The 21,329-nt window shown below is 58.6% G+C and carries 20 protein-coding genes and 1 pseudogene; 14 read left to right on the top strand and 7 right to left on the bottom strand.

The window, feature by feature from the left end:
• Window positions 1-5: 5 nt before the first annotated feature.
• The gene (gene dut, locus F7D08_RS07090; protein ID WP_152209944.1) at window positions 6-488 is read right to left on the bottom strand and encodes a dUTP diphosphatase; all 483 of its coding nucleotides are present in this window, start codon (window positions 486-488) and stop codon (window positions 6-8) included.
• The gene (locus F7D08_RS07085) at window positions 488-781 is read right to left on the bottom strand and encodes a DUF4193 domain-containing protein (protein ID WP_033890131.1); all 294 of its coding nucleotides are present in this window, start codon (window positions 779-781) and stop codon (window positions 488-490) included. Before F7D08_RS07085 ends, dut begins: the two co-directional genes overlap by 1 nt.
• Before the next feature lie 148 nt (window positions 782-929).
• Here F7D08_RS07085 and sepH point away from each other — a divergent pair, with 148 nt between their 5' ends.
• Window positions 930-2,042: a septation protein SepH gene (gene sepH / locus F7D08_RS07080; protein WP_152209943.1), complete on the top strand. Its 1,113-nt coding sequence runs from the start codon at window positions 930-932 to the stop codon at window positions 2,040-2,042.
• 81 nt (window positions 2,043-2,123) lie between these two features.
• Here the strand turns inward: sepH and F7D08_RS07075 are convergent, their stop codons facing one another.
• Window positions 2,124-3,389 carry an alkaline phosphatase family protein gene (locus F7D08_RS07075; protein ID WP_152209942.1) on the bottom strand — a complete coding sequence of 422 codons (1,266 nt, stop codon included), beginning with the start codon at window positions 3,387-3,389 and terminating at the stop codon, window positions 2,124-2,126.
• A 251-nt stretch (window positions 3,390-3,640) separates the two neighbouring features.
• Here F7D08_RS07075 and F7D08_RS07070 point away from each other — a divergent pair, with 251 nt between their 5' ends.
• The 6 genes from F7D08_RS07070 (at window position 3,641) to F7D08_RS07045 (ending at window position 10,629) form a co-directional block, all read left to right on the top strand.
• Window positions 3,641-6,355 (top strand): DNA gyrase/topoisomerase IV subunit A, encoded by a 2,715-nt coding sequence (locus F7D08_RS07070; protein WP_152209941.1) that lies wholly within the window; start codon window positions 3,641-3,643, stop codon window positions 6,353-6,355.
• Window positions 6,356-6,391: 36 nt separating this feature from the next.
• Window positions 6,392-7,096, top strand: coding sequence for a hypothetical protein (locus F7D08_RS07065; protein WP_152209940.1), 705 nt, complete (start codon window positions 6,392-6,394; stop codon window positions 7,094-7,096).
• Entirely contained in the window at window positions 7,083-7,394 is a 312-nt protein-coding gene (locus tag F7D08_RS07060) for a transcriptional regulator (RefSeq protein ID WP_152209939.1), read from the top strand. Before F7D08_RS07065 ends, F7D08_RS07060 begins: the two co-directional genes overlap by 14 nt.
• A 270-nt stretch (window positions 7,395-7,664) precedes the next feature.
• Window positions 7,665-8,891 (top strand): ABC transporter ATP-binding protein, encoded by a 1,227-nt coding sequence (locus F7D08_RS07055; protein WP_226803422.1) that lies wholly within the window; start codon window positions 7,665-7,667, stop codon window positions 8,889-8,891.
• An 18-nt stretch (window positions 8,892-8,909) separates the two neighbouring features.
• A complete protein-coding gene (locus tag F7D08_RS07050; protein WP_152209938.1) occupies window positions 8,910-9,599 on the top strand; it encodes a hypothetical protein in 690 nt (229 codons plus the stop codon).
• A 118-nt stretch (window positions 9,600-9,717) separates the two neighbouring features.
• Window positions 9,718-10,629, top strand: a complete 912-nt coding sequence (locus F7D08_RS07045) for a response regulator transcription factor (protein ID WP_152209937.1) — start codon at window positions 9,718-9,720, stop codon at window positions 10,627-10,629.
• A 106-nt stretch (window positions 10,630-10,735) separates the two neighbouring features.
• Here the strand turns inward: F7D08_RS07045 and F7D08_RS07040 are convergent, their stop codons facing one another.
• Window positions 10,736-11,389, bottom strand: coding sequence for a sugar O-acetyltransferase (locus tag F7D08_RS07040; protein WP_226803421.1), 654 nt, complete (start codon window positions 11,387-11,389; stop codon window positions 10,736-10,738).
• 94 nt (window positions 11,390-11,483) lie between these two features.
• Between F7D08_RS07040 and F7D08_RS07035 the strand changes: the two genes are divergently transcribed.
• A complete protein-coding gene (locus F7D08_RS07035; RefSeq protein WP_152209936.1) occupies window positions 11,484-11,771 on the top strand; it encodes a hypothetical protein in 288 nt (95 codons plus the stop codon).
• Between the two features lie 232 nt (window positions 11,772-12,003).
• A complete protein-coding gene (locus F7D08_RS07030; RefSeq protein WP_404979662.1) occupies window positions 12,004-12,435 on the top strand; it encodes a hypothetical protein in 432 nt (143 codons plus the stop codon).
• Window positions 12,436-12,612: 177 nt separating this feature from the next.
• Here F7D08_RS07030 and F7D08_RS07025 read toward each other — a convergent pair whose 3' ends face one another.
• Both F7D08_RS07025 and F7D08_RS07020 read right to left on the bottom strand, forming a co-directional pair.
• Window positions 12,613-13,632 (bottom strand): lipocalin family protein, encoded by a 1,020-nt coding sequence (locus F7D08_RS07025; protein WP_152209935.1) that lies wholly within the window; start codon window positions 13,630-13,632, stop codon window positions 12,613-12,615.
• A gap of 47 nt (window positions 13,633-13,679) precedes the next feature.
• Entirely contained in the window at window positions 13,680-15,059 is a 1,380-nt protein-coding gene (locus F7D08_RS07020; protein ID WP_152209934.1) for a DHA2 family efflux MFS transporter permease subunit, read from the bottom strand.
• A 219-nt stretch (window positions 15,060-15,278) separates the two neighbouring features.
• On the opposite strand from F7D08_RS07020, the gene F7D08_RS07015 reads away from it, so the two are divergent.
• The 5 genes from F7D08_RS07015 (at window position 15,279) to F7D08_RS06995 (ending at window position 20,239) form a co-directional block, all read left to right on the top strand.
• Complete coding sequence (locus F7D08_RS07015; protein ID WP_152209933.1) at window positions 15,279-15,824, top strand: hypothetical protein; 546 nt, start codon at window positions 15,279-15,281, stop codon at window positions 15,822-15,824.
• 66 nt (window positions 15,825-15,890) lie between these two features.
• Window positions 15,891-17,141 carry a CynX/NimT family MFS transporter gene (locus tag F7D08_RS07010; protein ID WP_152209932.1) on the top strand — a complete coding sequence of 417 codons (1,251 nt, stop codon included), beginning with the start codon at window positions 15,891-15,893 and terminating at the stop codon, window positions 17,139-17,141.
• On the top strand, window positions 17,138-18,025 hold the full coding sequence (locus tag F7D08_RS07005; RefSeq protein ID WP_152209931.1) for an ABC transporter ATP-binding protein: 888 nt from the start codon (window positions 17,138-17,140) through the stop codon (window positions 18,023-18,025). Before F7D08_RS07010 ends, F7D08_RS07005 begins: the two co-directional genes overlap by 4 nt.
• Before the next feature lie 586 nt (window positions 18,026-18,611).
• The gene (locus tag F7D08_RS07000) at window positions 18,612-19,010 is read left to right on the top strand and encodes a DUF1304 domain-containing protein (protein ID WP_152209930.1); all 399 of its coding nucleotides are present in this window, start codon (window positions 18,612-18,614) and stop codon (window positions 19,008-19,010) included.
• Window positions 19,011-19,099: 89 nt separating this feature from the next.
• Window positions 19,100-20,239, top strand: coding sequence for a 4-hydroxybutyrate dehydrogenase (locus tag F7D08_RS06995; RefSeq protein WP_152209929.1), 1,140 nt, complete (start codon window positions 19,100-19,102; stop codon window positions 20,237-20,239).
• Window positions 20,240-20,351: 112 nt separating this feature from the next.
• Here F7D08_RS06995 and F7D08_RS09980 read toward each other — a convergent pair.
• Window positions 20,352-21,044, bottom strand: a pseudogene (locus F7D08_RS09980) (Lhr family helicase); the annotation flags it as partial.
• Window positions 21,045-21,329 lie beyond the last annotated feature (285 nt).

Here is a 21,329-nt window from a genome sequence, read left to right as displayed (position 1 = left end):
CCCACTCAGTTCTTGGAGGCCACGCCGGTCGACCCGAAGCCGCGCTCGGCGCGATCGGAGCCGGGCAGCATCTCGGCCGGAACAAACTTGGCTTCCACATACCGCTGAATCACCAGCTGGGCGATGCGGTCGCCCGGATGGAATTCGACAGTATGCTCCGGGTCAAGGTTGATGAGCGGCACTTTGATTTCGCCGCGGTAACCCGCATCCACGGTGCCGGGGGCATTCAGCACGGTGACGCCTTGCTTGACCGCCAGGCCGGAACGCGGGTGGACCAGGGCGACGTAACCCGCAGGCAATGCGATGGCCACGCCAGTCGGTACCAGCGCGCGCTCGAACGGCTTCAACGTCACGTCGACCGTGGTGATGAGGTCCGCCCCGGCATCTCCGGCATGCGCGTAATGCAAATCGGCTGGATGCTCCGGATCAAGCGACTTGACCAGCACCTCAGTGTTTTCAGGCTCGTTGTACGCTGCGTCGAACCCCATCAGGCGGCGCACTCCTCGCATACCGGCTGACCGTCCTCATCCATGTAGGCGAGCTGGCTGCGGTGCTTGACCAGGAAGCACTGGGAGCAAATGAACTCGTCGCCCTGCATCGGGATGACGGTCACCGAAGAGTCCTCATTGCTCAGATCGGCACCCGGCAGCTCGTAGTCTTCGGCAATGGCGTTCTCGTCATCATCGATATCGCTCGAGGAATTCTGTGCGGACTTTCCCAGAGCCTGCAGCGATTCCTCGTCCTCGTCCTTGTTGCGTGGGGAATCATAATCCTGAGCCATCATGGTCCTTTCGTCTTACATCCATTGACCGCGCGTATTACCGCGCTGTACTCGGCCATAGGGTACACGATTTGAAATACATGTAAAGTTCGACACGTGGGGCATACTGGAATATAGCAATGTCTTTGCCAAGGAAAGTGGTGTGCATATGCCTGAGAATCGGCTTGAAAAGGCCCATTTTGAGCGTGTCAGCGATACAGGGGATCTCGTGTTCTCTGTGGGTGACCGCCATGTGGCCATCAGCCTTGACGACACGCTTGAACGTGCGATTCTCGAGGCCAAACAGGTCAAAAGCGAAACGCAGAAGTCCGCTCAGCCTCATGAGCAGACCACGTTGCCCATTTCCCAGATTCAGTCGCTGATTCGCGCCGGAGCCGACCCCTCCCGTGTCGCCGAACGCTATGGTCTGAGCGAAACACTGGTACGGCGCTTCTCCGCGGCCGTGGAAACCGAAAAGCAATATGCCATCGAACAGTTCCTCACCGTGCCGGCACCAAAGGATAGCCGCGTGCGCACCATCAACGAACTGGTGGAACGCACCTTGGCTTCCGCCTCAATCGGCATGGAATCCGTGACATGGAAGTCCACCCGCCGCGGTCTTGAGCCATGGCGCATCGTGGCGATCTTCACCTCGGCTGGTCGTGAGATTCATGCCGAATGGACATGGAACATGCACGATAATTCCGTGGTGTGCCTTAATAATGCGGCTCGCAAGCTGCTTGGCGAACGCAGCGCCGCCGACGATTCCAAGTCGGCCGCCCGAGTGCTACCGACGCCGGCATTGCCCGGTGACTCGGTACGCTCGGCGCGTATCGAACGTGCGGTGAGCGCCTGGGCGGCGCCCGAGCCGTCGATCCCGGCAGCTGTGCCGCAGGCCGCGTCCGCTGCCGACTCCACCAAGGTGAGCGCCACCGATTTTTCCGCTTCCGGCTCAATGCCACCAGTAAGGATTCCCGGTGCCGCATCAGCGGTTTCTGGTGCTACCAGTGCTGTTTCCGATTCCGCCACCGGCGCAGGTGCGTCCACGAGCCCCATTGGCGCGCTCAATCCGTTGCAGCCTGTGGTTTCTACCGCCTCTCACGCCGCAGAAACCTCTAAGCCTTCGAGTACGGCTGCGGAACCGGCCGATCGGAGCAGCACGAGCAGCGGTGATAGCGCCACGGATACCGCCGCTTCGGCCTCCCATACCACCAAGCCTGCGAAACGACGCTCTGGTCGCTCCGCAGTGCCCAGCTGGGATGAGATTCTATTCGGCGACTGACTGATCGAGTTCGGGCAAACTCATCAATATGCGGTAACAGGCTGCCGGGCGACTACCTCGTCCGGCATGATACGGTAGCGGCTACGCCACATCAATCAGGCAGGGAATTTCCATCTCCAGCTGCGTCTGTGAACCATGGACGCTTGGTAGATGTGTGGCCTTGTCGTTCTGTGTGCGCGAATCCACGAACGTAGCGGCACCAGCGGCCTGCACAATCACGTCACCGATCATCGGCTTGACGCGATTGGAGACCGGGCCGAATAACCCATCGGCGAATGCTTGTGTCTTGGTTCTGACCAGAGCCGACTCCCCGAGCCGGTCACGCCAACGGGCGGCTATGTCTTCGGGATTCTCGCCAGTTTCGGCATACAGCATCAGGGAACGAGGTTCCCCGCCCACAAACTCCACACCCTGCGTGAGTCGCGGATCTTCGGCTATGTCCACGCGCCGGTTCATATCAGTTTGCACCATGCCATGATCGGCCACGATCACAATCAACGTGCCTTTAGGTGCGCTGCGGTGCAGTAGGGCGAGCTGCGCATCGATGTGTTCGAAAGCAGCCACCCAGTTTTCAGAATCCCAGCCGTAATTATGGCCGATTTTGTCGGCGTCACGGATGTACAGGTAGGTCAGGCCCGGTTCGCGTGCGGCACGGGCGGCGGCGAGCACACGGTCGCGCGGTGTCACGTTGCCCTGATAGTCGGTACCGCGCAATGCCGCTTCGGTGAGCGGCGAGCCGGCGAATTTCGGCAGCCCTGAACTGGTGACGCGTACCCCCTGTGCCTTGAGCCGTTCGAATACCGTAGGCTCCTGCTGCAACGCAAGCGGATCGATCATCGGAGGCACGGGAATGTGCGGATTGGCGGGTTTCGGCGCTAATGCATCCTTGAACTGGATGAGCTGGATCAACGTATGATGCTCCGGCTCCAGCTGCGTGTATCCGGCCATACCCGTCAATCCCGGGCAAGTGCCGGTGCCGAATGCGGCCATGGCGGCCACGGTGGTGCTAGGTGCGCAAGTGGCGATGGGGCGCTGGTTGGCAGTGTCGTTCATCAATGAACGCAAGTACGGCGCGTGGCCGAGCCGCATGGCAAGGTTCCAGTAGCCCAGACCGTCCACGAGCACCACGATGGCGGAGGTCACATCGGGAAAACCGAGCGCTTGCTGACATGCCTTGGAATCAGTATGCACCGGCGTGGCGGTCGGGTGCCCGATCGCGCTGGACAGCGCCGGCAGTACGGCGGAAAGATGCAATGCTCCCCCGCGCGCGCCTGCAGCGGCATCTCCATAGGTCACGGTGGGTATCAGGCGCAGCAGCTCATCCATATCCGGTGTCTCGACAGTCATAGGGTTTATCGTAACCCCTTGTGACCCCGCAGCGAATGGTTCTCAATAAGAAGCGTGTAGGGAAACCGCACAATAATCTCCCATACTCACATGGAAATAATCGGCTGAGTTCCAGCATTATTGCCGATTGTCATGTGCGATTCACCGGTCAGAATCCACGCACGGCTCTTATTGAGAACCATTCGCTGCGGTAGCGCCACGGACAATGCGAGGGGCACTGCTAATATGGGGCGAGTTTGAAAGGGAGTTTCATGGCATCACACCGCAAACCGTCCGTGCAGACTTATGACCCGCGCAAGGTCAAGGAGCATATCGTCGAGACGCCGCTGAACGAGGAGATGAGCAAATCGTTCCTCGAGTATGCGTACTCGGTGATTTACGCGCGTGCGTTGCCTGATGCCCGTGACGGCATGAAGCCGGTGCAGCGCCGCATCGTCTATCAGATGGGTCAGATGAATCTGAACCCGAATCGTCCGTATATGAAGTCCGCCCGCGTGGTGGGCGAAGTGATGGGTAAGCTGCACCCGCACGGTGATTCCGCGATCTACGAAGCCATGGTGCGCCTGGCTCAACCGTTCGCGATGCGACTGCCGCTGGTGGATGGCCACGGTAACTTCGGTTCCCTTGACGATGGCCCGGCAGCCTCCCGTTACACGGAGGCCCGTCTTGCCCCGGCCGCGCTTGGCATGAATGCCGACATTGACGAGGATACGGTTGATTTCACGCCGAATTACGACAACAAGCTCAAGGAACCGACCGTATTGCCGGCTGCAATCCCGAACCTGTTGGTCAACGGCGGCTCAGGTATTGCGGTCGGTATGGCCACGAACCTTGCCACGCATAATCTTGGCGAAGTGGTGAATGCGGCCAAGTTCCTGATGGCTCACCCTGAGGCCACGCTTGAGCAATTGATGCGTTACGTACCGGGCCCGGATTGGCCGACTGGCGGTACGATTCTGGGCCGCGACGGCATTCGCGAGGCCTATGAGACGGGTCGTGGCACGCTGACCACGCGCGCCACCACACATGTGGAGCATGTGACCGCCCGCAAGCAGGCAATCGTGGTAACCGAGCTGCCATACATAGTGGGCCCGGAAAAGGTAATCGAACGTATTTCCGATGGCGTGAAGAACCGCAAGCTGGAAGGTATTTCCGGTGCGTTCGATTTGTCCGACCGCCATAACGGCACGCGTCTGGTGATTGAGATCAAGACCGGTTTCGACCCGCATGCCGTGCTGGTGCAACTGTTCAAGCACACGCCGTTGCAGGACAACTTCGCCATGAACAATGTGGCGTTGGTGAACGGCCGCCCACACATAATGGGCTTGAAGGAAATGCTGCAGGTGTGGATCGATCACCGGCGTGTGGTAATCCGCCGCCGGTCCGAATACCGCAAAAAGAAGGCCCAGGAACGCCTGCACTTGGTCGAGGGCCTGCTGTTGGCCATGCTGGACATCGACGAAGTGATTCAGGTAATCCGCACTTCGGATGATGCGGATGCCGCAAAAACCCGTTTGATGGCCGTCTTCGATTTGGATGATGTGCAGGCTCAGTACATTCTGGATCTGCGTCTGCGCCGCTTGACCAAGATGAATCGCATCGAGCTTGAAGCCGAACGCGATGATCTGAAGAAAAGCATTGAGGAGCTCACCCGTATCCTCGCCTCCGCTGAAGCGTTGGATCAGGTGGTGACCGATGAGATGGATCAGGCCGTGGCCAAGTGGGGCTCTCCGCGCCGCACGGTGCTGCTGGACGTAAATCCGGATGGCACGCTGACACCGGTGGCCGCACATGGCTCCGGCACGTCCGAGCTCGCCAAGTCCGCAATGGAGGCAGCCAAGTCCGCAGCTACGATTTCCTCCGCCGCAGCCGATGTGGCCGCTGCCACCAAGGCAGCGAAGAAGAGTGGTGAGGAGAACGTTCTAGCCGGCGCATTGAAGATCGACGACGAACCGTGCGTGGTGATGATGAGCGCCACCGGTCTGATTGCCCGCACCACGCCAAGCGCATTGGATGTGTATCACGCACGTTCGGCCTCCGATAAGCGCCAACCGAACGATCAGATTACGACGATCTTCCCCACTTCCACACAGGCGACGTTTGCACTGATCACTTCAGCAGGCCGTTTGGTGTTGGCTCATGTGGTCGACCTGCCGGCACTGCCCGCATCTGAAACGTTAACGCTTACCGGAGGCGTGCAAGCCGATGAACTGATTGGCATGACCGAATCCACCGATTCGATTCCGGGCGAGCATGTGGTCACCGCCATTGCCATGGAGCAGCCGAAGAGCGTCGATTCGGCAGATAAGGCTGATGCCGCTGAATCTGCACCGCTTCCCTCACTGGCCATTGGCACGCGCAACGGCGTGGTCAAGCGCTGGAACCGTGAGGCGCCCACCACCATGGATTCCTGGCCGGTCATCGACCTGAAGGAAGGTGACGAAGTGGTGTTCGCCGCCACCGCCGAGGATGATGATCGCTTGGTGTTTGTTTCCTCCGATTCCTCACTCCTGACGTTCGAGGCGAAGAACGTGCGCCCGCAGGGCCGCACCGCAAGCGGCATGGCCGGCATCAAACTGGCTGCCGGCGCGCAGGTGATGGCGTTCAACGTGGTGCCGGCCGGCAAGGTGGCTTGGACGTACGAGGAAGGCGAAAACGGCTTGAGTTCGGCTTCCGGTGCGGTGGTGCTCACCGTGGCTGGTGACGAGGATGCCCTGTCTGGCACCGAGAATGGTGCAGCGAAGGTGACGCCGCTCGAAATGTATCCGACTAAGGGTCGCGCCACGGGCGGTGTGCGCTCGCAACGCTTCCTCAAGGGTCAGAACACGTTGATTCTGGCTTGGGTGGGCCTCTACCCGCTGAACGCAGCCACTTCTTCTGGTACTGCCGTGGAGCTGCCGAAGCCGGATATGCGTCGCGATGGTTCCGGCGTGGATCTCGCCGCCCCTATTGCCTTCATCGGCTAAGTGCCGCCAGCCCCGACACGCAAACCTCTTTCTGCTATGGAAAGTGATATTATTTTCCACAGCGGAAAGAGGTTTGGCGATTCAGCCATACGCAATCCGTGTGAAGGGGGCATCATGGCAGCAACACAACAACCTCAGCAAATGCAACAATCACAAGCAAGAGAGCTGAGCAGTGATCAGCAGCATGCATTGAGCGCACTTGATTCCCTGCGCGCGCTTGACTCGGATCGTGCGAAAATCGCAACCGGCTATGAAGCTCTCCGCACATCCAGCATCGTGTGGATTGCCATCGTATTCGGGCTGCTCACCTTCACGTATTGGCTGATGCCACAGGCATGGTTCAACCGATTCAACCTACCATGGAATCCCCTATGGCTTGTGGCTGCTTTACTGGCGATGAGCCTACTCCTGCTCATCGCGGCCACCATGCTCAATAGCCGCCGCCAGGGCATCGCTCCACAATGGCAGATGCCCAAACTGGTGATGCGGAGTCGCCGTTACCAGCTTGCGCTCGTCGCACATTTCTTCGTCAATTTCATTCCGCCGATTTTGGCCCTTGCCGTGGGTTATGCCACCACCGCATGGTGGTCGGCTGTAGCGGTCACATTGATCGGCGCGGTTATCAATGGCGTTATGGAAGCGTGGGAATTCGATGAAACCGTCCGCGCATTGAAACAGCACACGGCCCCCGAACCGTCTCACCTTGATTCTTCGGCGGAGGCACATCATGACCTCGGATAATCCGCAGCCAGTGTTCAACGAGATCATCCACGCTCCGATTCGGCTGCGTATCTGCGGTCTGCTGGACACCTATGGCACCATGCGATTTGACGTGTTGCGAGATACGCTCGAAATCAGCGATGCCACCTGTTCCAAACATCTCAAAACGCTGACCGAACATGATTACATTCAGCTTGATAAGAAAGCCAGCGAGGGCGGTAAAGCTTACAAGGTCACTTGGGTGAGGCTCACTCGCGAAGGCAAACAGGCGTTTCAATCCCACGTAGCCGCCCTACGCCAAATCGTCGCCGGCCAATAATCTCTGCTCTTTTTTCTCAGTTTCACTTCACTTCCCTCTGATGCCCCTCTGCCTCCCTCTGAAGGGAGGTGGCGCAAAATATCGGAGGAAAAGAAGCTGAAACATTCAGCGTAAGCCATACCCAAATTCATCATGAGACTCCTAGCTTGGCGCGAGCTTACCCAAAATCACCCATCATGCCAGCCATCGCTCTGCAATCCACACCGATTCGAGGCATCTATGCAAGCCATACTCTACAAAGATTTCCAACAGCTTCGTCATAACTCTGCAATGTTGGCCATCGCCATCATCGCCATCGTTATGCCAATACTCTGCATCGCTGTGATTCCCATATTCGGCATGGACCGCAATACAGCGGCCACCATGTATCAGTTCGCCATCATCACGCTGGGCGTCTGCTTGGCACCCGCGCTTGCCATAGACGCCATCCGCAGCGACCTCGCCAATGGCACCATTCTCACCGTGCGAGCCTGCGGCCGTCCACTGCATCAATACGTCATCGCGCAACTAGTGTGGGCGCTCATCCCGATCGCCACAGCGAGCGCAATGCTCACAACATTCGCCTATGCCATTGCTTCGCCGCTACGCCTCGCAATCCTTACGCCACAAGGCATCGCCACAGCATTCACACCCACATTGATGGCATTCGCATGCTATCTCTGGTCCATTTGCGTCAAAGGAAAGGCTCTACTCATGACCAGCACCACAATCACTGAAACTCCTCATACCGAAACTCAACCCGGGGTCAACCAACTGACGGCCATTCGCGTCACGGATATGACCTTCGGCTACAAAAGCCACAAACCTGTGCTGGAACATATCAACCTCAATGTGCCGGCCGGCCAATCGCTGGGCATTCTGGGATACAACGGCGTGGGCAAAACCACATTGTTCGGCATCATCACCGGTCTTCTGCGCCCACAGCAAGGCTCCGCCACCATCAACAGCAGCGTATTCCATTCGATGCGCGAGGTGTTTCAGCTGAGCGATTCCGGCAATCTCTCCCCTACGATGACCATCCGCGAAAATCTCAAGTTCCGTTCAATGCTCTATGCCACGCATGCCAATCCGCATCCAATCGACATACAGCATCTCGACGAGCTGCCGATGGTACAGGCATTTGAACTGGGTGAGCATCTCGACAAGAAAGTCAAGGACCTTTCCAGCGGCCTCAAGAAACGTGCAGGCATCGTGGCGGGCATGCTGTTTGAACCGAAGCTGATTCTGTTGGATGAGCCAACCAATGCGGTGGATCCAATCACCCGGCAGTTGCTTATCGACCTGATGAAGCAGCTCACGGCGAACGGACGCACGATACTGACCATCACCCATGATTTGGAGTACTGCTGGGAAGTCACCGACCGCATCATCATCCTCGACAACAAACACCTCGTCAAAGATTGCAATATCAACGATTTCCCGAATATCGACGCGTTCAAGCAAGCCGCCACCCTTGGCCGCGAACACATCAATGTGAACTTCGGCATCAGCAAATAGCCATTAAAGGAGTCCTTTATGAAAGCAATGCTTTGGAAAGATTGGATTCTTCTACGCAGGAACCCGTTATATCTGGCATTCGGTATCAGTTTGTGGCTGTTCATTCCGGTAATGATCGCCGTACTCTCCGTCAGCGATCCAACGAATCCCGCCACCATAGACGGATTGTCCGCGGCTCAAACTTTAGCACCATGGTACGGGTTTCTGGGCAGCGAATTGGCGATATGCACGCTGATGGCCAATCCCAATGCGATGGATATGTCGGCTTCGGTGGAAGTTGACGGCACTCTGGAGTCTTGGCGCGCCTCCGGCCGTTCGATGCTGCAGTATTGCATCGCCAAAAGCCTGCTACCCATGCTCATCGCCGAAATCATGTCGCTGAGCATACTCGGATATCTGGCTTGGGTCGGACTGACGCGCTGGAACAGTGATGCGATTCCGGAAATCGTATGCATCGTTCTTACCCCGGCTGTGATTGCTTTCGCCGGTGAACAAATTCTGCTTGCCTCGCATGCGGCCTCGGTCGGCGCCTTCTCGGTAGTCTCACTGGTTTCCTCTGTGCCAATGCCGGTGTTTATCATCGTGATGCTGACGACGTCCGCCGCTTGGGCTCTGATCGCACTGATTGCATTCGGCATCCTTGCCATCGCGCTCAGCATTATCTCCGCACACCGCCGTTATCCCACGACGTTGCAGCCCATTCTGTAATCACACGACTCTGGGCCGCCCCGCTCCGGCCTAGACTAGGCGAAGGGTTCCGGATGGCACCAACATCTGGAACCTCTGTCACGCCTCGGCCTACACTGGGCGGCAAGGGAGGTGCCTTATGAAGTTACTGGTCGCCGCATCGAATGAGCCGCTCGCTCGCGCCATTCGTGGCACATTGCTGGGCGCGCAGCATGAGGTTGACCAGACCGGCACCCGGGAAGCGACGTTGGATGCGATTATCGCGGCACAGCAAGGACAACCCCTAGCCGGCACTGTGAATCAGACGCAACCCGGCTCTCAAGCTCAGCCCATACAAACTGATGCTCCGGCACGAACCGATGCGCAGAAGCAGTCCCAAGCCTCAGATGACAGCGAGGATGCCCCTATAGTCCCCTATGATGCCATCGTGCTTGATGAGGATTTGGTCGAACCATCACACAATGATTTCGTAGCAACGTTGCGCAAGACCGACCCATCGTTGAAGATTCTGCTGCTCGCCACCACTCCGCTGAGTCGTGCGACCGGCGAAGGCAATCGTTGGCGAGCGCTGCCGCATGAGTATGCACCGATCGAGCCGAATCAATCAGCTGAACCGACTGCAGCATTGGCATCCAATGGGTCCGACGAATCCAGCGAGACCGAGGTACAGGCGAACGCCAATCAACCGGATGCAGTACTACGCAAGCCATTCTCCGATACTGAATTGCTTTCCTATGTGAGTGCGCTCGCCGCCGACTCCCCCACCATGATCATCCGCGGCAATCTCACATTGGACACCACCCACCGCCGGGCCTACTATGCATCCACGCATAGTCCGATCACGCTCTCCCGCTTGGAATACAGCCTGTTGGAGGCCCTAGTTAAGGCTGACGGCAAGTTCGTGAACACCAAGGAGCTCGTGGGCCTTGTGGGCGGACCTTATTTTGAGCAGCAGGGACTGCTGCGTAATGCCTTGTACACGTTGGATAAGAAGCTTACGCGTGCAGGCCTTATCATGACCCAGCGCGGCTCCAACTACCGTATTCGGTAGTGTTTTCGGATTAGTCAGCCTTTAGTCATCCATCGATGAATACAAATGCTGTGCTCACGAACAAGTTATTCGCAAGCACAGCATTCACTAGAACAGCAGGCTATGTCTACATCCCCTCAGGAATGCGCTTATCACGCCAGTAGTATTCCTGGTCATGCTCGTTGATTTCGCGCATCACGCGGCATGGGCTGCCGACCGCCACCGAGTTGGCGGGAATGTCTTTGGTGACCAGGCTGCACGCGCCGATGACCGAATTGTCCCCGATGGTGACGCCCGGCAATACAGTGACGTTCGCACCGATCCACACGTTGCGCCCGATGTGGATCGGCTCGGAGAACTGCGCGAGCTTTTCGCGCAAGTCGGGGCAAATCGGATGCCCGGTGGTGATCAGGGAGACGTTCGGGCCGATCATCGTATGGTCGCCGATGAACACTTCGCCGTCATCCACCAGCGTCAGGTTGAAGTTCGCGTACACGAAGCTGCCTAAATGGGTCGAACAACCCCAGTTGGCATGCAGCGGCGGCTCAATCCAGGTGTTCTCCCCCATTTCCGCGAAATACTCATGCAGCAGCTTGTCGCGTTCCGGCGAGGCGGCCGGCAGCTCGTTGGTCTTGTTGAGCATATTCCGCTGCTCCTGCTGCGCGGCATCCATCAGTTCGCCATCCCAGCAATACACCTCGCCCGAATGCAGCACATCCAATACTTCCTGCGGCACGCTCATCGGTTCACTCCCCTGCCTCATTGCGGTTGCTTCATCCATATCCGAATCCTCCATGGCCCGGATTCCTTTTCATGATAACTGAGTGGTATGCGCAACATCTTCCAACCACTCCCCATCAGACTCATTCGAACAAATGTCCATATGGATGCAGTGCGACCGCGCCGAGCCGATTCGCCGGCGAGCGCTCAACCAAATGGATGTTCTCGCCACCCACGCGCGCATCGGAGACCGCGACGCCTTCTCCGAACTGCACAAACAGGTGCTCCGCCGCGACGACGCAGCCTGGTGGATCGAACACAAGAACGACGCCGTCAACGTGCTCGCGCAGGACATTGAGTTGCAGGGGCGAACTTTCATGAATATTTACCTAAAAGCCAGCCATCAAGAAGGAGTAAAAGCGGTAGCGAGAAGCCTCCTATGACCAGAACACGCAGATTCACACAACAGAGCAGCCAACAGCACAAGCGATATTGTCTTTACGGAGATGCATTCGCACATATGCGCGCACCTACATACATATATGTGCGCACACGCTGGCATGTGATTGTATGACGTCACCCTCTACCGACTGCAAAACTGGTATGCCGGTCCAGTCACCCAGCGACTGCAACCACTGGAATAATGCTCATCATCGTGTCTGCAGCCCAGACACGATGGTCTCTAAAAGCAGCGGCATTGCAACAAAACGTATCAAGCGAGGCTCACGAACACCGGAAAAGCAGCCTCTCAATAACAAGGGGCAGCGGTCTCAGATCCCGCAGGTAACGATTTACTTCGGAATACTTGCAATTCCGAAGCTTTTTGTATCTTGCAAACACGCCGCCGGCATCGTCGCCCTCGTCGCGCCCGCCTTGGTGCAGGCGTTCAAGAAGTACATACCCGCCGACTACGTGGGACTTACCAGCCTCGGCGCGAGCATCCCGCTCGGCGTCATCGCCATCGCAGCCACCAACGGCTTCCACGGCTACAGGTGGGGCGTCGTCCTCACCGGCGTCATCGGCGTCGCACAAGCCGTCTACACCTTGGTGAATCAAGCGCTCAGCGGCAAGCTCAGCAAAGACCATGAAGCCGAATACGCTCAATGATTTAAGCCCGTCTCGTGTTGCCATGCACGAGACGGGCTTTTTCTTGTGTGGGAACCAACCTAAAGGTTATCTAGTATCCATCCCGAATCCCTTGTTCACGGGGTCGTCGGTTTTTTCTTCGGCGGGTCGACGGAATTGGTCCGATGCTGGTTGATTCAGGAAGACAAGCCGGTGTTGTCAGTTCCATCCGCCGACGAGTTCGAGGCAGCAGTGGCCCGTCACCGAGTGCCCTCGGTAGGTGCCGATTATTTGGCTCGCGCCTTCGTATTTGCGGCCGGAGGGATTCGGCGAGGCGATTTCCTGTTCGTCCATGATGGATGTGACGGTGAGTTTCGCCTCCCATTCGGGGATGGAGATGGTCCATCCGGTCGGGTATTTCATGCCGGTCACGGGGCTTTCCCACACGTTGAAGGAGTCCTCGACCATCGGATCGACGCCGGTGAAGGATTGGGTGCCGTCCTCGTGCAGGACGCTGGCCCAGCAGTGTTCTTCGCCGGTGGCCAGTTCGGTCACGCCCCACAGGCTGATTACGTCGGGGTCATTGTCGAAGCAGAGGTTCATCCACAGCCATTTGCAGTTGTAGCCGTCCTTGAGGCTTCTGCCTTTGGGCATGCCGGCGAACTGACGGTCCATCCATACCATGCCCTCCACCTCGTGGCGTTGGCCGTCGAGGGTGATGACGCCTTTGGCTGCCATGTGCGGGAACGAGTACTGGTAATTGGGCACTCCGGCGATCTGGAAGTAGCCGGTGCCGAGGCTGTAGAGCGGGTATCCGGTGCCGTGCAGGTCGAGATAGATGGATCCGTTCGGCATGGCCGATGCGATGCGCATGTCGTCGAGGTCGCCTTCGATGACGTCCTTGTCGGTGCGGATGTGCAGTCCCTGGCCTGCGACCTGTCCTCGCCTGACCTTGTAGAAGCGGTCCTCGTGGCGGTAGATGTGCCCGGTCTCGTCGGTGATGGACAGCACGCTGTTGATCATGCGTACCGGCAGGTATTTGGAGAACTGCAGGACGCTGACGTGGTACATGAAGTCGAGGGTGTGGCCGTCCGCCTCGAAATGACCCACCCAGAACCATGAGTTGCCGACTTTGTCGATGCGGATGAAGGTGTCTCGGATGGGATCCACCAGTGGTTCGGTGCCGTGGCGAAAGGTCCGGATGTTGTGGGTCAGCGAGTTGTTCTTAGTGTTCATCATGTCTCGTTTCGTCTGGTTGCGTGTCTGTTGTTGCGTTGTCGGTCCGGTCACTGTCCGGCGAGGATCCGTTTCGTCGCGCCCCGGCGCGTCCGCGTCGTCAGAAGCGCCGTGATGAGGGCGGCCGCGAGGATGACCGCGATGGCGACGAACGCCAGCGTCGAGCCGAGTATGGATTGCGCGTGTTCGGTGGCGGTGGGAGCGAGGGTGGCGGACAGCGCGGAGATGGATACGATGAGGGCGGTGCCCATCGAGGAGGCGATCTGTCCGACGGTGTTGGTCACGCTCTGCGCGTGTCCGATGTTTTCGTTGTCGAGCGCGTTGATGCCCCAGGTGTTCACCGGGGTCATGGCGAACATGAGTCCCGCGTAGAGCACGGTGTAGGCGCATGCCGTGAGGACGACCGAGGCGTCTGCGCCGAGCAGCGCCATGAGCACGCCGCCGATGGTCATGACCGTCAGGCCGGGCAGGGCGACCTTGCGGATGCCGTATTTGTCGAACAGGCGGCCCGAGACGATACCGCAGCATGCGCCGATGAGGGCGCCGGGAAGCATGGCGAGCCCGCTGGCGGTGGCGGATGCGCCGAGTACGGTCTGGATGAACATCGGCACCATGACGTTGCAGCCCATGAGGGCGGCCTGCATGCATGCCACGATGATCACCGAATGTGCATAGGTGCGGTTGGCGAGGATGCCGACGCGCAGCATCGGCTCCTTCGCCTTGAGCTGTCGACGCACGAACACGGCGACGAGCAGCACGCCGATGACGATCAGCAGGACGGTGAGCACCATGTTGCTGGTGGACGTGAACGTGGACAGCCCGTACAGCAGGCATGCCAGACCGATCGAGGAAAGCAGCACGGAGACGGGGTCGAACGCGCCCGGCTGGAAGCCGTCGAAGTTGCGCAGGTAGACGGCGGCCAACGCGATGACGATCAGCGAGACGACCGCCATGATGACGAACAGCGTGCGCCAGCCGAACGAGTCGATGATCACGCCGGAGACGGACGGGCCGAGCGCCGGCGCGAAGCCGACGACCAGTCCGGTGATTCCCATTGCCGTGCCTCGGCTTTCCTTGGGGAACACGAGCAGGATCACTGCGGTGACCATCGGCATGATCGCGCCGGTGCACAGGGCCTGCAGCACCCGGCCGACCATGAGCAGGGGGAATGTCGGCGCGAATGCGGCGACGAGGCTGCCGGCCGCAAACAATGAGATGCAGCCGATGAACAGCCTGCGGGTGGAGAAGCGTCCCATGAGGAACGCGGCGAGCGGGATGACCATCGCCTCGACCAGCGAGTAGCCGCTGGACAGCCACTGCACGGTGGTGGAATCCACGCCGAGGTCCTTCATGATGGACGGCAATGCCGGCGTGACCACCGACATGTTGAGCACGGCCAGCAGTGTGCCCATGAGCAGCACGATGACCATGATCCATTGTTTCCTGTTGATGCCAAGTTTCACAATAACACTCCGATAAGCAATAGTTGTTGATTATTCAACGAGCATCAATTATTATCGAAACGCAATGGATGGCAACCACCGATATGCGACATTCTTCGCTTATGCAATGATTCGACTGAATCATTGCATAACACGCGGCTTACAAGCCGGTGAGGGGATGGACGCTACCGACAAACGAAAGGGGACATGGTGACCGATCTGCGCATCATCAAGACCCGCAAGGCGATCCGCGAGGCGTTTCTGCGCCTGCGGGCATCGGGAGTTCCGGTCTCAAAGGTCAAAGTCAAGGACATCTGCGACCTTGCTCTCGTCAACCCGAGCACGTTCTACAAGCATTACCTCGACGTCTACGACCTCAACGACAAACTCGAGGACGAGACCATCGACGCGATGCTGGAGCATTACCCCGCCAAGGACAAGATCCTGTCCGATCCACTCGCGTTCCTCAACGGCTGGAGACCGGCCATCGACAGCCAGATCGATGATCTGCGCATCCTGTTCGAGGACCGTCCCGAAGCCATGTTCCGCAAAATCGAAGCGACGCTCGTCGAACGGTATTCCGCCCGAGCGGCGAATGAGCACGAGCGCATCGCCGCCGTCTTCTCCATAGCCGGTGCGCTCCACTCGCTCGGACTGCTCAAGTTGGAGGGCGGGCAAAGCGACGACGAGATCATCGCGGCGGTCGCCGAGAACCTCAACGCCATCGCCGCTCGGATCCCCGACGGACGATAACGAACGACCCTTGTACGAATCAACTTCATCATCACACAGATACCCATCACTCATCTATCGATCATCATGGAACAGACAACAGAACGTCATCTCACCCCATCGTCGGCATCGCGATTCGTCACGGCGATCCTGACCGCGCTGGTCTTCGTCGTCGCACTGAACCTGCGTGCCCCGCTCACATCCGTCGGCCCGCTGCTGCCTCGAATAGGAACGTCCGAACATCTCAATGCGACGATGCAGGGACTGCTCGGCTCGTTGCCCATCTTCGCGTTCGCCCTTGTCTCCCCGATGGTGCACCGCATCGCCGAACGCCTCGGCATCGAACGTACCGTGCTGGTCGCGATGGCGTTCCTGACGCTCGGCATCGTGATCCGTTCGACGTGCGGCACCACCGGACTGTGGGTCGGCACGCTTGTCATCGGCTGTTCGATCGCGGTGGGCAACGTTCTGGTGCCGGCCATAGTCAAACGCGACTATCCCGGTCGCACATCACTGGCCACCGGCATCTACTCCGCATGTATGACCGGCATGGCCGCGTTTGCTTCGGCCGTGACATTGCCCCTGTCCGATGCGATCGGATGGCGTGGCACGCTCGGCATCTGGGCCGTTCCCGCCGGAACCGTCACGCTGCTGTGGCTGTGGCGTTCGCGGGTGAACGCGCCAAGGACGGCCGTGGGTGCGGGAACCGTCGTCGAGGCGCGATCCGACGATCGACGGGGTTCGGCCCCGACGACCCGGTCCCGCCGCGTCTCCATGTGGAAGAAGCCGGAGGCATGGGCCGTCACTCTGTTCATGGGGCTGCAATCCGTGAACTATTACGTGTGCGTCACCTGGCTGCCCACCATCGAGGTCTCCTTCGGCGTGCCCGCCGACCGGACCGGCTGGCATCTGGCGGTGTTCCAACTTGTCGGCATCGTCATGGGACTGCTCATCCCCGTGCTGCTGAAAGGCGACAGCCAGGTCGCCGCCGTTGTCGTCGCCAGTGTGCCGTTGGCCATCGGCGCGCTCGGACTGGCGTTCGCGCCGCAGCTCGACTTGCTGTGGATCGTCATCGCCAGCATCGGCTCGGGATGCTCCCTTGTCGTGGCGCTCTCCCTGATCGGATTGAAGACCTCGACCACCGAGGAGACGACGCAACTGTCGGGCATGGCGCAATGCGTCGGCTACCTGCTCGCCGCGGTCGGCCCCACGTTGGCCGGAACGCTCTACGACATCACTTCGGGATGGCGCACGGTACTCATCATGCTGGCCATACTAGCCGTCGCGCAGACCGCCATCGGCGTCATCGTCGGACGGGGTACGGGAGTGAAACGATGACCCTGCTCGATGGAACAACCTATGATGCGGCAGTACGCGCACGGTCGGTGGGCTATTACCGCAATCGGCGACTGATCCTTGCCGACGTGAACCTCACCATTGCCGCCGGCGGACGGTGGGTGCTGTTCGGGCCGAACGGAGTGGGGAAATCCACGCTGCTGGAGATGATCGCGATGCGCACCTATCCCAACGTCGGCGAACTGCACGTCCTCGGGGGCCGGACCGTCGCGGGCTCGGATCCGGAACGCCGTCGCGCCCGTGTGGTCACCGTCTCGGCGGCGTTCGGTCGCAGTGTTGGGCCGGAGATGAATCCGCTCACGGTCGTCGCCTCGGGGATTTCACGGGGATCGGGGTATTCGGCCGACGAGGCGTATGAGAAAGCGTATGCGATGATGCGCCGGTTCGGCGTCGCATATCTGGCCGGCAAACGGTGGCATAACCTGTCCGAAGGCGAGCGTACGAGGGTGATGATCTCCCGCGCGCTCGTCTCGCCGGCGGATCTGCTGATCTTCGACGAGCCGACCACCGGTCTCGATCTGGGCGGACGCGAAACGGTGCTGCGGGAACTGTCGGCATTGGCCTCGCGACGGGACGACCGCACGATGCTGCTCGTCACACATCAGGTGGAGGACATCCCCGCCGGATTCGACCATATCGCGATGATGGGCCGCATGACGGAACACAAGTGCGTGATATATCTTGACGCGCATCCGCGCATCTACGCCACGCTCGACGGCAACACGACACCGGGAACCATCACGTTCGCCGGACCGATAGGCGAAGGACTCACCGACAAACGTCTTGCATCGATGTTTGGCATCTCGCTGCATGTGGAGCGCACAAGGGGACGATGGAAAGCTGCGTTCAGATCACGTCTCGCATGAGTGCCCTGAACGAATGTCTCATAGCCGGTTGTCGCCGTTCCTCAGTCATTGCGGCTCATTTGACTGGGGAACACCTGCGCCGATGTGGACACAGCCGGGACACAATGACCGCGGGGAATAGTGAAAATCAACGGCAATCAACGAATTTCGCGAACGTCACCAAAACGGCGTCATTACCATAAAAACACAACTGACGAAGCTTACGGAAACCAGCGCAGCGACCCTTCAAACTAGCAAAAGGTTACTTAGTCATCCCAAACAGCCGAATCAGAATCACACGAAGAAAGCTCGTTCATAGTAAAGCCTCTCAATGGACCACACAGCATCTCATTGATGCCGCGCGTCACGAAATCAGTAAAGAAACAACCTTGCGATCGGCTTCCAACACATTCAACACTTTTACGGCAGCGCTAGAAGATCCAGTACCCGAAGCCGCCATAAACCTGATGGCGAGAAATCCTCAATGGGCTTGATATTCCTGTCCACAACCGCGATTGCTGGCATAACCGGTGTACATCGCAGGCTATCCAGTTCGCTTTGCTTGCTAGACTTTAGCCGTCCCAAGTTGTGAGAGGAGAGACATTTTATGCTTATCGCATCATGCGTTTTCGCAGTGCTGGCAGGCCTGTTGCATGTACTGATTTTCGTTCTGGAATCATTCCGATGGACTGAACCGAGCACCATGAAGACTTTCTCCATCACCTCAATCGAAGAAGCCGAAGCAACTAAGGAGATGGCCTACAATCAGGGCTTCTACAACCTCTTCTTCGGCATCATGACTGCAGCCGGCGCACTAATCACCTTGTTCGGTCAACAAACTCAACAAACCGTTGGCATTACACTGATGGCAGCCGGCACGGTATCCATGGCGCTCGCTGCACTCGTGTTGTTTACCGGTAGCCCAGACAAGTGCACAGCCGCTGTCAAGCAATTCACTTTGCCGGCTCTTTCCCTCATCTTCCTCATCATTGCTGTTCTTCTGTAGTCACAACTACAAGCAACATCACCGACATGAAGCGGGGTTAGCATCGGGCGCAATATCCGAACATCATCCAGACAACGGAGGATTGCACCATGAAGATGCTTACCGTAGGACCCAAAGACATCTACCAGTTCGCCACGGTCAAGGAGTTTGCCGAAGCGTTCGAACTTGGACCCGATGACTTGGTGGTCAGCATCGGCATGATTCATGACCAGTTCCTGAAGCCTTACCTCAACGGCGCGAACGTGCTGTTGGTGAACAAATACGGCAATCAGGAACCGACCGACGTGATGATCGACGCCATCATCCAGGATGCCGGCCAGTTCGAGTACAACCGTATCGTCGCCATCGGCGGCGGCGCGGTGATGGATATGTCGAAGATCGTAGCCGTGGCCGGTGGCGCCAGCATCGATGATGTGATTGACCATCTGCCGGATTTCAAGCGCAAGGTCGGTCTTGTACTAGTGCCCACCACCTGCGGCACCGGCAGCGAGGTCACCGAAATCGCTGCCATCAACCGCACGCGCCTCGGCTGCAAGGCGGGCATCGCCGGACCGGAGATGTTCGCCGACCATGCCGTGCTCATCCCCGAACTGCTCTACGGTCTGCCGGATCACGTCTTTATGACGAGCTCGCTGGATGCGCTCGTGCATTCGGTCGAATCCACGCTCTCCCCTAACTCCACGCCATACACGCGTCTGTTCGGCTACGAAGCCATGAAGATGATCGTCAACGGCTACAAGGCCATCGTCGCCGCGGGACCGATCGGCAGCAGCGAGCGCCGCGCCAAGCGAAACGAACTGATGAACGACTTCCTCATCGCCTCCGACTACGCGGGCATCAGCTTCGACACCGGCGGTTGCGCAGCCGTGCACGCGCTGAGCTATCAGCTGGGCGGCAAATATCATGTGCCGCACGGCGAATCGAACTATGCAATGTTCACCGGCGTGCTGCGCAACTACATGGAGATCAAGTCGGATGGCGAAATCGCCAAGCTGAACGCAGTGCTCGCCGATCTGCTCGACTGCGATGTGGCCAATGTGTATGACGAGCTGGAGGCGCTCATCAACCAGCTGCTGCCGAAGAAGGCGTTACACGAGTATGGTGTGACGCGCGAGGATCTGCCGGAGTTCACCGAACGTGTGATGACCACGCAGGCGCGACTGATGCGCAACAATTTCGTGCCGCTTGACGCCGCCCGCGTGCGCAAGATCTTTGAAGAGCTGTACTAGGCCGCAACCCTCAGTCACATAAGCCTTACAAGTACAGGTCTGTCTTCCGATTGTATCTACGGAAAGACAGACCTGCTTCTTTTTTCTCTCAGGCACCACGTTTTTCGCGATGCTACTGGTACAGCCGCATACCCTGAGGCACTGGCACGAAGCCGGCTTGGTGGAGCGTGCGGGCGAGGGGATGACGAGCATTCAATGGTTCGCCGTTCACGTCGCTGAAGGTTACCGGTCCGGAACCGTCACGCTGCAATGCATACGCCAGTTCGGTGACGGCTTTACGCATCATGATTTCGGCCGGAATCCTTGAATCATTTCCATCCGCCGTTTCCGCTGCATGATTGTCAGCACCGGTATCGGCAGCATCAACAGCAACAGCATCGTTCTGAACGTGTGATTGGAATACCGTCAGATGTTTGGATTTCACCGTGGCATACAACAATGGCCCTTGCGAGCCCAAGACCACCAGCGAACCAGCTCGGCGCGTGGGTTTGATAGCGTCGCCGCTGACTCGAGGCCAGACGACGGCCGTGCCGCTCAGATTCGCGGGATCCAACACGCTCAATGCCACCACAGTCTGTTCACGGCTTTCCAATGGGTGACGTAATGCGTCCACAGTCTCCCGCTCGGCGAACTGCGCGGCACCGAACCCGCGCACGAACATGCCTCGTATCAGCCGGCCATGTTCCTCCATGCGCTTCAATAGCGGATACAGCGCTGAATAGCCGCCCGGCACATGTTCCTGATCCACCAGCGGTTGTGCGATAACGCCGTAACGATCCAGCAGCACTTCCACCGTGGCGAGCGCGCGTTTGGCTTGCATGGACTGCATGGTGTCCGACGAACGCGTATCAGCATCAACCTCATCATTATCCATGACTGCAGCCGTCAGCGACCATAACCCGGACAAGGTCATATCCGTAGTCGCGCGACGAATCGGCATGACTCTTCCCCGCCGCCGAGAAACCGTGGATTTACGTCTGCTTCCCTGCACGGCAGAGCTTGCAGCCAGCGACCTCACAGGTGTGAAACTCGAATTGGTGACCATCCCTTGCCAGACCAGACTCCACAATGCCTCTTTGAACTGCTGATC

The organism is Bifidobacterium cebidarum, from assembly GCF_009193305.1.
GTDB classification, from domain to species: Bacteria; Actinomycetota; Actinomycetes; order Actinomycetales; family Bifidobacteriaceae; genus Bifidobacterium; species Bifidobacterium cebidarum.
This window is presented reverse-complemented; position numbering and strand designations above follow the sequence as displayed.